Annotated in this window: 11 protein-coding genes and 1 tRNA gene; 9 read left to right on the plus strand and 3 right to left on the minus strand. The window is 42.9% G+C overall.

Features of this window, described 5'->3' with window-relative positions; genetic code table 11:
- Positions 1 to 236 precede the first annotated feature (236 nt).
- Both HQK88_04270 and HQK88_04275 read left to right on the plus strand, forming a co-directional pair.
- Positions 237 to 1,235 carry a DUF4062 domain-containing protein gene (locus HQK88_04270; GenBank protein ID MBF0616019.1) on the plus strand — a complete coding sequence of 333 codons (999 nt, stop codon included), beginning with the start codon at positions 237 to 239 and terminating at the stop codon, positions 1,233 to 1,235.
- Entirely contained in the window at positions 1,235 to 1,561 is a 327-nt protein-coding gene (locus HQK88_04275; protein ID MBF0616020.1) for a hypothetical protein, read from the plus strand. The genes HQK88_04270 and HQK88_04275 overlap by 1 nt, the downstream gene beginning before the upstream one ends.
- Before the next feature lie 282 nt (positions 1,562 to 1,843).
- Here HQK88_04275 and HQK88_04280 read toward each other — a convergent pair whose 3' ends face one another.
- From HQK88_04280 to HQK88_04290, 3 genes are all read right to left on the minus strand, one after another.
- Positions 1,844 to 3,286, minus strand: coding sequence for a menaquinone biosynthesis decarboxylase (locus HQK88_04280; protein MBF0616021.1), 1,443 nt, complete (start codon positions 3,284 to 3,286; stop codon positions 1,844 to 1,846).
- A gap of 23 nt (positions 3,287 to 3,309) precedes the next feature.
- Positions 3,310 to 5,898 carry a hypothetical protein gene (locus tag HQK88_04285; protein ID MBF0616022.1) on the minus strand — a complete coding sequence of 863 codons (2,589 nt, stop codon included), beginning with the start codon at positions 5,896 to 5,898 and terminating at the stop codon, positions 3,310 to 3,312.
- Positions 5,899 to 5,999: 101 nt separating this feature from the next.
- Positions 6,000 to 6,548 carry a hypothetical protein gene (locus HQK88_04290; protein ID MBF0616023.1) on the minus strand — a complete coding sequence of 183 codons (549 nt, stop codon included), beginning with the start codon at positions 6,546 to 6,548 and terminating at the stop codon, positions 6,000 to 6,002.
- Positions 6,549 to 6,806: 258 nt separating this feature from the next.
- Between HQK88_04290 and HQK88_04295 the strand changes: the two genes are divergently transcribed.
- The 7 genes from HQK88_04295 (at position 6,807) to HQK88_04325 (ending at position 14,188) form a co-directional block, all read left to right on the plus strand.
- Positions 6,807 to 7,994: an argininosuccinate synthase gene (locus tag HQK88_04295; protein MBF0616024.1), complete on the plus strand. Its 1,188-nt coding sequence runs from the start codon at positions 6,807 to 6,809 to the stop codon at positions 7,992 to 7,994.
- Between the two features lie 14 nt (positions 7,995 to 8,008).
- Positions 8,009 to 9,199: a DNA-protecting protein DprA gene (gene dprA / locus HQK88_04300; protein ID MBF0616025.1), complete on the plus strand. Its 1,191-nt coding sequence runs from the start codon at positions 8,009 to 8,011 to the stop codon at positions 9,197 to 9,199.
- A gap of 76 nt (positions 9,200 to 9,275) precedes the next feature.
- Entirely contained in the window at positions 9,276 to 9,560 is a 285-nt protein-coding gene (locus HQK88_04305; protein ID MBF0616026.1) for a hypothetical protein, read from the plus strand.
- Positions 9,551 to 11,842, plus strand: coding sequence for a type I DNA topoisomerase (topA, locus tag HQK88_04310; GenBank protein MBF0616027.1), 2,292 nt, complete (start codon positions 9,551 to 9,553; stop codon positions 11,840 to 11,842). Before HQK88_04305 ends, topA begins: the two co-directional genes overlap by 10 nt.
- 96 nt (positions 11,843 to 11,938) lie before the next feature.
- Positions 11,939 to 12,013, plus strand: a tRNA-Val gene (locus HQK88_04315).
- 168 nt (positions 12,014 to 12,181) lie between these two features.
- Positions 12,182 to 13,246, plus strand: a complete 1,065-nt coding sequence (locus HQK88_04320) for a sigma-54-dependent Fis family transcriptional regulator (GenBank protein ID MBF0616028.1) — start codon at positions 12,182 to 12,184, stop codon at positions 13,244 to 13,246.
- A gap of 159 nt (positions 13,247 to 13,405) precedes the next feature.
- Positions 13,406 to 14,188, plus strand: a complete 783-nt coding sequence (locus HQK88_04325; protein MBF0616029.1) for a slipin family protein — start codon at positions 13,406 to 13,408, stop codon at positions 14,186 to 14,188.
- The last annotated feature ends 108 nt before the right edge of the window (positions 14,189 to 14,296 follow it).

The following is a 14,296-nucleotide window of genomic DNA, read 5'->3' on the forward strand; positions in this document are numbered from 1 at the left end:
GAATCCCCATTTGGGGAGGCGAGCTCTGCCCGCAAAACAGACAAGCAGATTAAAAGATTTATAAATGTTATTGCTTTGAACTCAATTTGCTATACCACTTTGAGCTTACTGTTATTACTTTCTTAAAAAGAATAATTCTGGACGGCGACGCTTTCTTATTCACATAAAATATGTTAAAATCTCCCATACACTAAGTAAGTTTCTATATATTATAAAAGGGAGTAGACCTCGAGACCTTGGAAGAGACTGTAAGAGTATATATTTCCTCAACGTTTGATGATCTGAAAGACTATCGGGCTGAGGTTAGAAAGGCGTTGAGTAAGATAAAAGCCCAACCAGTAGGCATGGAGGATTATACGGCACAGGATTACCGTCCTGTGGATAGCTGCCTTGAGGATGTTGCTTCATGCGATATATATGTCGGGATAATTGCCAGGCGTTACGGGGATATTCCGGACGGGCACAGTGAATCAATTACTGAGCTTGAATACAGAAAGGCTGTAGAGTTAAAAATCCCTATTCTCATTTTTTTACTTGACGAGAAAACAACAGACTGGCCGAGTGAATATTGTGCTATTGACAATGATAAAAAATGTCTTAATAAACTAAAAAATGAACTAAAAGGCAATAAGATGATAGCTCAGTTCACAAATCGTTATGATCTTGCCCTGGAAGTTATGCCTGCTGTTGCGGACTATCAAAAAAAGAAAATCATCAGGCTTCAAATGGAAAAAACCCTGAGAGACCAGTATGCAGAACTGAGTGTTACCGATAGCCTCAAAAAGGAAGCTGCCATAGTGCAATCTTTGTCTGAAAAGGGAAAAATGCAATCAGACGAGGTAAGTGAAATAACAGAAAGTGAGCAACAGAATATAGAGGCTATTAAAGAAATAGTTTTGTCTGGAGTTTATAATAAAGATAAAGAGAAGATTGTAAAAAATAAATTAAAAGAAAAGCTTGATAAAGTCTTAGCATCAGGACATAATAAAGAAAACTGTATAGATATTCTAAAAAGGGACTTAAATATTAATATCAAGGAAATAGCTGATGAAATAAATAATTATCTTAGAAAATACGGTAATAATTTAAATGAATATCAACAAATGAATATAGGTTTGTTGAATTCCAATTACCGCGATCTGGAACGTTTAAACAAAACAATTGAGAGTATTCTAAACACGAATAAGGATTCAAATAAAGCATTTGCTGAAATAATGATTGAATTATCTACCTAGTGGACTTAATAAGTATATATTTGGTTTATCTTGGCGTACTTTTACATGAAAAGAAACAGACGGCGGAGGCTCAGGATTTTATAGACCGTGGAATCACAATATGCAGGGATATTCTTGAAAAAACGCCAAAACAGTATGAGCAGCTCTATACGTTAGCGCTCGCGTTTATAGATAAAAGAAATGTAACTGAATCATTGGGCACTTACAAAAAAGCTATCGTAACATGCCCGGCAAAAGGCGTTTTGAAAAAAGAACTAATGACCTTAGATTTGCTGACAGGGCAGTACCGGAATGCCCAGAGCTTGACGAGGTTCAGAAGCTTCTGACAGAGGCTAATACATAAATCTTTTAATCTGCTCGTATGTTTAGCGGGCAGAGCTCGCTGTGAAACTTTTTAAGCGGCGGTACGCCGGTTAAAAAAATATTTACCTCACAACACACAATCAAAACAGCATATTTATTAAAAGCTGAGATTGCCACACCCCCTTACGGTGGTTCGCAATGACGTCAAAGAAGTCTGACAACAAACTTAGGGTCAAGGGAGCTAGCTCCCTTGTGGGAGAGGGTTTAAGGGAGAGGGCAAAGCCCTTTCCCTTACTTACTTACTCTTAAAAACCGTACTCTTTCCACTTTTCAGTAACTAACTTTATGATTTTTTCATCCATAACAATGTCAGGCGGCCACTCTCTGTGAAACCCCTCTGAGGGAAGTTTTTTTGTGGCGTCAATCCCCATCTTTCCGCCGTAAGCGGTTATAGGAGAGGCATGTTCAAGCACATCTAACGGCCCCTCAAGGATAACAACATCCCGTTTTGGATCCACATTGTTGCCAATTCTCCAGACAACCTCCGATGTGTTTTGCACATCCACCCACTTATCAACAATCACTATCATTTTAGTGAAACTCATCTGCCCCATTCCCCAAAGAGCATACATAATCCTTCTGGCATGACCCGGGTAACGTTTATCTATAGAGACTAATGCAATGTTATGAAACACTCCCTCAAGCGGCAAATTCATGTCAACCACCTCTGGCAGCTGCTTTCTGAGTAGCGGCAGGAAAATCCGCTCCGTAGCCTTTGCTATAAAGCAGTCCTCCATCGGAGGCTTACCCACTATGGTGGCAGGATATATGGCGTCTTTCCGGTGTGTGATACAGGTTATATGAAATACGGGGAAATCATCTTTCATAGAATAGTAACCGGTGTGGTCGCCAAAGGGCCCTTCAGTCCTTCTTTCAAACGGGTTCACGTATCCCTCAAGGACAATTTCCGCATTTGCCGGAACCTCCAGCTCCACGGTTTCACACTTGACAAGCTCAACGGCTGATTTTCGTAAAAATCCGGCAAAGAGCATCTCGTCAATTCCCTCCGGAAGTGGCGCTGTAGCGGAGTACATCACTGCCGGGTCTGCCCCTATTGCTACTGCCACCTCAAGCGGCTTGCCCAGTTTCTCTGCTTTTCTGTAGTGCCGTGCCCCGTCTTTGTGCATATGCCAGTGCATGCCGGTTGTGTGCTCATCGTAAACATGCATACGGTACATGCCGCAGTTGCGCTCGCCGGTTTCAGGGTCTTTTGTAAAGACCAATGGAAGGGTTATAAAGCGGCCTCCGTCTGAAGGCCACGTTTTAAGAATCGGAAATATACTTAATGATGGATTTTCTTTTGTTATAACATCCTTACAGTGTCCTGTTTTAACATATTTGGGTAAAAAATCCGCAAGGCGCTTTAACTTAGGAAGCGCCCTCAGTTTGGATATCAGATTTGTCGGTATCTCAGGCTCTAAAAACTCAAGAATCTCCACTCCGATATCATCTAATTTATCCACCTCAAGAGCCAGACACATCCTTTCAAAAGTGCCAAAGAGATTGACAACGCATGGAAATTGCGCTCCCTTGCAGTTTTCAAAAAAAAGAGCCTCTCCGCCGTTTTTGACAAACCTGTCGTTAATCTCAGTAATTTCAAGCTCAGGGTCAACCTCTGCTTTAATATACTTAATAAGCCCCTTCTTCTTTAATAACCCTATAAAGTCTCTGATATCTCTGTATGCCATCTCATCCTTTTTGCAATCAGCCCTTAACTCAGAGGCTTTTTACCACCTTTATTTTTACCACGGTTGCTGTTGCTCTTTTCTGCCGGAGTATCTTCAGTTGATACGTCATCTATACCGGCGATGCCTAAATCAGCCGGCAAGGAGATATCCGGTGTCATCTCCTCAGGTGTTATTTCAACACCACTGACACTCTCCTCACTGAGAATCTCCACAGTCGTGTCATTCAGCGATAAGTCATAATTTTCAAAAGACAACTTGGACGGCACTATCGTCTCCTCATCAAAGTCCGGAGTGCTGCTCTCATCTGTAGCTAACACTGCTGAATCACTTAGTCCAGGTTCATCATCAAGAGAGAGTTCAAGGTCCGGAATATCGTCTAAGTCCGGAGCGCTGCTCTCATCTATAGCTAACACAACTGAATCGCTAAGTCTTGGTTCATCGTCAAGAGAAAGTCCAAGGTCCGGAATATCCTCTAAATCCGGAGCGCTGCTCTCATCTATAGCTAACACAGCTGAATCACTTAGTCTCGGTTCATCGTCAAGAGAAAGCTCAAGGTCAGGAATATCCTCTAAATCCGGAGTGCTGCTCTCATCTATAGCTAACACAGCTGAATCACTAAGTCTCGGCTCATCCTCAAGAGAAAGCTCAAGGTCAGGAATATCCTCTAAATCCGGTGCGCTGCTCTCATCTGTAGCTAACACAGCTGAATCACTAAGTCTCGGCTCATCATCTAGCGAAAGTTCAAGGTCCGGAATATCGTCTAAATCCGGAGTGCTGCTCTCATCTGTAGCTAACACAGCTGAATCGCTAAGTCTCGGTTCATCGTCAAGTGTAAGCTCAAGATCTGGCTCTACAGCAACTTGCGGCTGTTTTTTGCTATCAATATCAATTCCAAAGTCCTCTATATCCTGGCCTAAAACAACAGTGGAATCATCCGAATAATCATAGTCCTCATCCTTAATCTCAAAGTCCTCTTTATTCTCCTCATTATAGTCGGAGTGCTCATCTTTTTCAGCTTGCGGCTCATCCCCCAAATCTATTTCCAGTGAAGAGGATAAATCCACTTCTGCATCATCATATGGTTTTTGATTTTCTATATTTATCTGATCTGATGGAGTTTCCAGAACAAGGTCGGAGTCAAAATCATCTGATAGTTCAAAGTCTTCACTGCCAGCTTCATCAAGTTTAAACTCCTCATCAGATGAAATCATGTCAACCGGTGTTTCCAGGCTGTCTTCTAACGCCTCAGCGTTTTTAATGCCAGGGCCTGTTATTGTCTCATACTCTTCATCGTCAGTTTTGAGAGCTGAGTCCTCCCCTGAATCGTACCGCAGCACACCCTGTTCAGAGTCATCCTCCACAACTTCAAACCCGAGGTCTTCTTTGTTAATCGTAAGAGTTTCCTCATCTTCAGCCGTCTCAGTCTGAGCAGTTTGTTCTAATGTTACAGCCTCATCAGAATCATCATTATATACAGCAATCGTGTCATCTATAGAGGAAAAATCATAACCCCGCGAGGGTGTTAAGCCAGCCCCTGCTGCAGACATATCCGTAGTTGACATATCCGATACATCATCCCATGCTCTTTTTTCGGAGGGGAGCTGTCCACCGGCAAATCTCTCCGCAAACATTTCCTCCTGTTTGCGCTTTTTGCCCGACATCCATATCAGATACTCAGGTGTTAAAAAGAACGCTAGTGTGCCAAGAAGCAGAAAAACAGACTCTGCTATTGCCAAAATAAAAGAAACAGGCAGCAACACTATGCAAACAAAAGATATTCCCCAAAATACATAAGAAGCGGCATGAACAACCCCTGCTTTCCTGTCAAGCCCCAGGTTTTCCGCAAGCGACATGTATGAAGCTGTAAACGCATACGGTAACGTTAAAGGAAAAATCAAAAGAGCTATCCACCACACAGGCTTTCCTGACACAATGACAACAGTATAGAAGTTGACAACCGGAATAAGAGCAATCAATACAGCAGGTACCTCAAGAAGCTTGGCAATCCTAAACAGTGAATAACCAAAGAACAAAGCAAACAGAAATATAACAATAGGAGCAATTTTAAGAAACAGAGGGTATTTTGTGGATATGATTTCAAAGTTTTTTAACAGTGCGTATTTTGATTTTGGAGATACTTTAACCTTGCCGGCTGTAACAGGAAACTTCTTAACGGGGTGCTTTGGCGGCTGTATGCGCTGAGGCTGAGTGGCTGCCGGCTGCTGCTCTGGGACAGGAGGTGCTGAAGCTGTAATGGCCGGTACAGGAGCAGGAGAGGGGGATGGAGCCATGGTTGGAGTTGGCGTCGGGGTACTTTGAGCTGTTTGCTGTTGTTCAGCCGGTTTGGGATTTTTTGCTTTCGTATCTTGTTTTTGTGTAACCTCTTTACCATGTCCGGGTGCAGTTACAGGAGATTTTTTTGACGGCGCCGGTGTTGGCAGAGGAGGTTCCTCATCCGATGTCGTTACATCCTCTGCGGGAGGAAAGTCGGTAAAATGAGTCATGCCTGCCTTATCCTTCCATCTATACAATTTGGCTTCAGATACTGCTGTCAGAAAAACCAATAGGGCCAACACAAAAGATGAGACTCCTACAGCGTACTTACCAAACATACATCCTCCCTTAATAAGGATTAATCAACACACTCCATGCTGTTTATCGCTCTCTTACACGATAACCGCTGCTGCTTGCTTTGCAATTATCAGGCAGACTACTATTTTATTTTTTCAAATTTGATAGTTATCACTTTGCCTGATGAGAAAACAGCTGAGCAGTCACTTCCGCTTACAGAGTTGCAACCGTTCCATGATGAGATAAAAGAGTGTGACGACGGTGTGGCAATAATAGACAGCTTTTTATCCTTTTTTAAATGGCCTATTGAACCTACATGACCTTTCCACGATATTTTATCCCCGCCTTTTACTGAAACAGTGCCGTTGCCTGTGCCCTCCTTTACTATGTATAGGACATCTGGTGAAGAGGGCGTTACCGCTGCTGCATAAAACTTACCATTACCGCCGGGTGTTGAACCGTTACTGAAGCCCGGCTCTGATTTCAAGCCCCGAAACTCAGGCAGCGCTGTAGTCTCGCTCCTCACGCTTATTTCATGTGTGTTCAAAGAGCCCTTAATAACCTTAAAGTCCGGGAATTCCTTAAATGTTGTCAACATGATAGTCAAAAATGAGAGCACATATATGGGGTTAAATATCGGATGTGCCGTCATAAAAGACCCTCTGCCCAACGTATTTACATTTTCTTTCATTTTGCTGCTGAACCTCCATATTTTATAATTACCATTGCCTCTGTCATACCCTGTTTGCTACTTTCTTCACCCTTCTGCATATGTGATGTAACCCTGCCGGATTCTATAACAAACTACCGTTACTTGTCAACATGCCGTAATTTCATAACAAAAAACTATATATAAATTCCCTTATGCGCTTAACAAAAAATATTTACATTTTTAACATTATAATGCTAAGTTTTAAGTAAAATAATTTTTAGCCAGCAGGGGGACATAATGAAAAAAGTGGTGCTTGCGTATTCGGGCGGGCTTGATACGTCGGTTGCTATAAAGTGGCTTAAGGAAAGCGTTGATGCTGATGTGGTAGCGTTTTGCGCCGATTTAGGACAGGGTGAGGAACTTGACCACGTAAGAGAAAAAGCGCTTAAAACCGGTGCATCTAAAGTCTATGTTGAGGACGTACGAGAGGAGTTTGCCAGAGATTATGTTTTTCCGATGCTTCGGTCTAATGCCGTCTATGAGCAGTACTATCTGCTTGGCACCTCAATAGCAAGACCATTAATTGCTAAAAAACTTATAGAGATTGCAATAAAGGAAAACGCAGCATACGTTGCACACGGGGCTACTGGTAAGGGCAACGATCAGGTACGATTTGAGCTTGGCTCGTATGCTTTAAAACCCGACATTAAAATAATAGCTCCGTGGCGGATGTGGCCGTTTAAATCAAGGCAATCACTGATAGAATATGCCGCAGCACACGGCATAGATGTTCCCGTAACTAAAGAAAAACCATATAGCACAGACAGAAACGCTCTTCACATTAGCTACGAGGGTGGCATACTTGAAGATCCGTGGGCTGAGCCCCCCTCTGATATGTTCACGCTTATGGTGTCTCCTGAAAAAGCCCCGGATGTGCCCACATACGTTGAGATTGAGTACGAAAGAGGGAATCCTGTAGCAGTTGACGGCAAAAAAATGTCCCCGTATGAGCTTCTCTCATCCTTAAATAAAACAGCCGGCAGTAACGGTGTTGGCAGAGTCGATATTGTAGAAAACCGGTATGTTGGCATTAAATCCCGTGGAGTGTATGAAACTCCGGGAGGAACCACTCTTCATGTTGCCCACAGAGCAGTTGAGTCCATAACTTTGGACAGAGAAGTGCTCCATCTCAGGGATTCATTAATTCCAAAGTATGCAGAGATGGTCTATAACGGGTACTGGTTTTCGCCGGAACGGCTTGTCCTTCAGAAGTTTATGGATGAGTGTCAGGACGTGGTAACAGGCACGGTGCGTCTTAAGCTCTATAAGGGTAATTGTAGTGTAACAGGCAGAAAGTCGCCACATTCTCTCTATGACTCACGACTTGCCACATTTGAAGAGGAGGATGTGTATAATCAGGCAGATGCCGAGGGATTCATAAAACTAAATGCGCTCCGTTTAAAAACAGGCCGCTTAAAACTCTAAGGCTGTAAAAATTGATGCAAGGGGATATTAAACATTGGCTGGCGCTTTCTGCGATAAAAAACGTGGGGCCAGGAACCGTACGAAAGCTTCTTGCCCATTTTAAAACTCCGGAAAACATATTTAAGGCAACTCTTACCGAACTTAAGGCTGTGGAGGGCGTTAAATCATTCAGAGCCGAGAGCGTTAAGAATTTCAACAGTTGGGATGCTGTTGAGCTTGCGTTAAAAAAAATTGAGCAAAACGGAATTAAAGTGTTTTGCTATCTGGAGGATGATTATCCGGAGATGTTGAAACCGTTTCCGGACAGTCCCCCTCTGCTTTTTGTTAAAGGAGATATAGTGCGTGAGGACCGCTACGCTATAGCGATAGTGGGTACACGTAAGCTCAGTCATTACGGGCAAAAGGTGGCGGAAAAGTTTACCGGTGAGCTTGTGGATATGGGCTTTACGATTGTAAGCGGGATGGCAAGAGGGATAGATACGATAGCGCACCGTGAGGCACTAAAATGTAACGGGCGCACTATAGCGGTTTTAGGCACAGGGATAGACATAGCTTATCCTCCGGAAAACTTGTGGCTTATGCAGCGGATAGCTGAAAACGGTGCTGTAGTGTCTGAGTTTTTACCCGGCACCCGTCCCCAAAGAGAGAATTTCCCGATAAGAAACAGAATTATAAGCGCCTTGTCTTTAGGAGTTCTTGTTGTAGAAGCCGGACAGAGAAGCGGCGCTCTTATTACTGCTAATTTTGCACTTGAACAGGGTAAAGAGGTGTTTGCTGTTCCCGGAAACGTGCTCTCCTTATCTGCTCAGGGCTCTCACAGCCTCATCCAAAGCGGAGCAAAGCTTGTTAACAACGCCTGCGATATTTTAGGGGAACTCGGAGATTTAATAAAAGCCTACATCAAAGAGAGAAAAGAAAATCCACCGGTTAAACGTAATGCAGAAAAATCTAAGACAACTGCTGCAGAAAAAAGAAAAGTCTCAGCTCATGATTCTCTGCGCACAACCTCCGATGAAAAACCTGTCTCAGAGCAAAGTGACGATGGTAAAAAGGTATTTTCCGTGCTTGGTTTTGAAAGTATGCACGTTGATGAAATTATCCGTAAGACATTGCTGCCGGCTCACAAGGTGCTCAACGTTTTACTAGAGCTTGAGTTAAAGGGACTGGTTAAACAGTCTGAGGGCATGAAATTTTATATTGTGTAACAGAGGGTGTTTATTTAAATAGAGTGTTCTGATAGAATAGTTGGAAATGTAAGCAATACATGTGGAGGTTAGATAGATGTACAGGAAATTTATGGCGTTACTAAAGCTGATAGCAAATGAGATAGTGTTAAATGATTTAAACTTAGAGTACAGTAACGTCAACATGATGGTTAAGGACTACAATGTGGCTGATTTGTACGAGGATTTGATGGAACTAGAAAGTCTTGGAATCATGACAGACGAGGATATTGACACATTGAAGTCTTTTTTGACTTACATAATCTCTAAAGACACTCATATGGACAAGGATGAGATTTACTCGATGGTCTTTGGCCGTGGTAAAAGGATCGTATGGCATTAAAACTCTTAATAGTGGAATCCCCTGCAAAGGCAAAAACGATAGAGAAAATACTTGGCAAGGACTTTACGGTAAAGGCATCGGTAGGACACATATTGGATTTACCTAAAAAGGTACTGGGTGTGGACAGAGAAAATGGCTATGAGCCAGAATATGTGACAATTCCCGGCAAAGAGAAAATCACATTAGAACTCAGAGAGGCAGCCCAAAAAGCAGAGGAAGTTTACTTAGCTCCTGACCCTGACAGAGAGGGGGAGATAATAGCCTGGCACATATCCACAATAATATCAAAAAACAAAGGCAGACAGCCCAAAATGTTTAGGGTGACCTTTAATGAGATAACGGAAAGAGCGGTAAAAGAAGCGATGACCCGTCCATCAAACATAGACATGAACAAGGTCAATGCACAGCAGGCCAGACGTGTGCTGGACAGACTGGTCGGCTATGGCTTAAGCCCAATGCTGTGGAAAAAGATAAGCTTTGGACTAAGTGCCGGCAGGGTGCAGTCGGTAGCAGTCCGCCTGATTGTTGACAGGGAAAGAGAGATAGAAGCGTTTAAAAAAGAGGAGTACTGGTCATTAACCGCTTCGTTTCTTGCCGACATAGAGCCTTCATTTCCGGCAAAGCTGCATAAGTATGAAGGGAAAACTGTCATTGAGAAATCATCAAAGGGTAACAAGTTTTTAATAACCAAAGAAGAGCAGGCAACTAAAATAAGAGAAAGTCTCTTAGTGGAGACTTACACACTAAAAAGTGTGGACAAAAAGGAAAAAAAGAGAATGCCTGCTCCGCCCTTTATAACCAGTACCCTTCAGCAGGAGGCAATTAAAAAACTTCGCTTTACTGCAAAGAAAACAATGAGTATAGCTCAAAAGCTATACGAGGGAGTGGGTCTTGGCTCTGAGGGTTCAGTCGGGTTAATATCTTACATGCGTACCGATTCAGTCCGCAGTGCTCCAGAGGCGGTAAAGTGGGCAAGGGAGTATATAGAAAAGACCTTTGGCAAAGAATACATACCAACTAAGCCCCATACTTTTAAAACCAAGCGATCAGCGCAGGATGCCCATGAGGCTATAAGGCCAACATACGTTAAGTATCCGCCTGAGGCAGTAAAAAAATACCTTAAACCTGAGGAATACGCTCTGTATGAGCTAATCTGGAAGCGCTTTATGGCAAGCCAGATGGCACAGGCAGAGCTTTTGCAGACCTCGTTTGACATATTTGACAGCGCTGAGAAGGCGCTCTTTAGAGCAAGCGGCACAATAATTAAATTTAAGGGATTTCTGGCTCTCTATTCAGAAGCACTTGAAAGTGATGACAGCGGTGAAACCTCAGTTTTACCAGCACTAAGCGGCGGCGAAAAACTTAAACTTCTTGAACTTAAACCGGAACAGCACTTCACTCAACCCCCACCCAGATACACCGAGGCCTCCCTTGTTAAGACTCTTGAGGAAAAAGGCGTAGGCAGACCCAGCACCTATGCCGCCATTTTATCCACCATAGGGGAAAGACAGTATGTTAACAAAGAGGAGGGAAAGTTTAAACCCACGGAGCTCGGAAAAATTGTAAATGATCTTTTGGTTAAGCGCTTTCCTGAGCTGATAGACATAACCTTTACGGCTAAAATGGAGGACGACCTTGATAAGGTAGAGGAGGGCAGTATTGCCTGGAATGCTCTCATTGGGGACTTCTATCCGCCATTTAAAAAGGAACTGGATGAGGCCACAGAAGCTAAGGACAGGGTTAAGCCTGAGGATATTCCCACTGATACGGTGTGTGAGAAGTGCGGCAAGGTAATGGTAAAAAAATGGAGCAAAAACGGCTGGTTTCTTTCCTGCAGCGGATACCCGAAGTGTAAAAACGCAAAACCTCTTGATGACGAACAAAATGGAACAAGCGGCGCTCCTGTGGAACAGACCGATGAGATATGTGATAAGTGTTCATCTCCTATGATCATAAAGACCGGCAAATTTGGCAGATTTATGGCCTGTTCCGCCTATCCTGACTGTAAGAACATAAAGCCAATCCCTACCGGGCTTAAGTGTCCTGAGGACGGGGGTGATCTTATAGAAAGAAAGTCTACAAAAGGAAAGTTCAGGGGACGAATTTTCTACAGTTGCAGCAACTATCCGAAATGCAAGTTTATCTCTAACTACAAACCAGTTAATGAAAGCTGTCCGCACTGTAACGCAAAAACCATGTACGAAAAGAAAAACAAAGATGGAGATACAATTATTTTTTGCCAGAACAAAGACTGTAAGCACAAAAGCGTGGTTGCTGACTGATACCAACTCAGAGACCGTTGCAAAAGTAACAGTAAATGTTGAGGTAAACAAATAAGTTGACTGAAAGCAGAGATGTTTTATAGAATACACATAGACAGGCGCATAGCTCAGTGGTAGAGCGCTACCTTGACACGGTAGAGGTCGGGGGTTCGATACCCCCTGTGCCTACCATTCCTATATCGGACTTCGGGTTAATCATTGACTTTTTTCCCTGTAAGTATTTATAGTACTAACTAAGTGATAGTGTTGTAGAAAGCTCAGTGTTGTTTTGGGGAGCAACATATGTAAAGGTGGCGTGTATATTGTGTTAAATATTACAAGAAGAAAGGAGCATACAATATGGCGGCACAAAAAGATTTAAGAAATGTGTTAGTAAAGGTCAAACTGGGTGATAGCGAAACTATGTCTAAAATTACCAAAGACGTGTTGGCAGCATCTGAAAATGACGAGATTGTGGTTATCGAAGGGGAGGCAGGTACAGGAAAACGTTACATAGCAAAGCTCATCCATCGCCTGAGTAAAAGAGCAACCCAACCTTTTGTTAAAGTTGATCTAAGTTTGATTCCGGAACACTTACTGGAAAGTGAATTGTTTGGATACGAAAAGGGAGCCATTGAAGGAGCAGAAAACGGAAAGCCCGGGTTTTTTGAGGCAGCCAACAATGGCACTCTGGTTTTAGATGAACTGCAATCTGTGTCGCGTCAACTGCAAACCAAACTGCTGCAGGTCATTAAGGACAGCAAAGTTACCCCTTTGGGAGCTAAACACCCCAAAGACATGGATATACGAATAATCGTAACAACAGATAAAAGCCTTGAGGAGCTTGTCAAACACGACTGTTTCAGTGCTGATTTATACAAAACGATCAATGAGCATTTGATAATAATTCCGGCAATAAGAGACCACAGAGATGATATAAAATTCTTTGCCTACAGGTTTTTAGAGGAAATAACAGGTGAGCTGGAAAAACAAATATACGGCTTTACTGATGAGGCGATTACGCTGCTTGGTTTTCACAATTGGCCCGGCAACTTAAGGGAAATAAAAAGTGTTATAAAAAGAGCTATATTGATCTGCAAGGGCAGCACCATAGAACATACCGACCTTGTATTTCTGCGCGCATATATAAAGGGCTATCGCCCTGCAGCAACAGGCAGACGCCGTGAAAGAATACACAAAACTTTAAAGGATATTTCCAATAAGGCAACTGAGTTCTTTGAAAAAGATGCGATATGCCATGTTCTTAACATCACATCGGGTAACAAAAAGAAGGCTGCCAGCCTCCTGCAAGTGGACTACAAGACGCTTTTCAATAAAATCAGGGATTATGATCTGATTTACCCCAAAGAGCCGCTTACTCTGAGGCCGCCCAGACTGGACATGAGGGCTAAAAGAGTTTTCTAAACCATAGTAAATTGATGCGGATGTGGAGAGGGCGAGGCGCTCTACCTCATCATCTGTATTACCATTTTATAAACACAATAGCGTATAATTAATCATCAGGGATTTAAGCTATATAAGAAAAGCAGTAAAAACCCTTTAATTACGTAAAGGAGGCTGACCATGTTCAACGTTTCCACAGGAATGCTGGTACTAATGGCTGTTTTGTTTTTTTTCTGGAGTGCCATAAAAATACTAAATGAATACGAAAGAGGCGTTGTGTTCAGGCTTGGCAGGGTGATACCGTTAAAAGGCCCCGGACTTGTTATAATCCTGCCCATGATTGACAAGCTTGTAAGGGTCAGCCTGCGAACCGTGACTATGGATGTGCCGTCTCAGGACGTGATTACAAGAGACAACGTAACAGTTAAGGTCAATGCAGTTGTGTATTTCAAAGTAGTTGAGCCGATAAAGGCTATAACTGAAATAGAAAATTTCTATTTCGCAACAAGCCAGATAGCCCAAACAACCTTAAGAAGCACCCTTGGACAGAGCCAACTCGATGATCTTCTTTCCAAACGAGAGGAGATAAACGCTCAACTTCAAAAGATAATAGATCTGCAAACAGAGCCGTGGGGAATTAAAGTGACCGCAGTTGAAACCAAAAATGTTGATTTGCCTGTAGAGATGCAGCGAGCAATAGCTAAGCAGGCTGAGGCTGAAAGAGAAAGACGCGCCAAGATTATACATGCCGAGGGTGAGCTTCAGGCTTCTTATAAACTGGCTGATGCCGCAAAGATTATTTCATCTGAATCCGGCACACTACAGTTAAGATACCTGCAAACACTGACTGAGATTTCGGCTGAGAAAAACTCAACCATAATCTTCCCGCTTCCCATTGAGCTTCTGACGCCTTTTCTAGATCGCTTCAAAAATAAGCCGGACCAGACAGTGAAAGACGCTTAAAATAGTGCTGTTATTCTAAAGGAACGACACTGGCGCAAACGAACCCAGACTTAACAGGCCTTTCTCTGCTAATCGTAAGTGGCAGCAAAGCTTCATTTAACGATATCC

It is taken from the genome of Nitrospirota bacterium, from assembly GCA_015233895.1.
In the GTDB taxonomy this organism is placed as follows: domain Bacteria; phylum Nitrospirota; class Thermodesulfovibrionia; order Thermodesulfovibrionales; family Magnetobacteriaceae; genus Magnetomonas.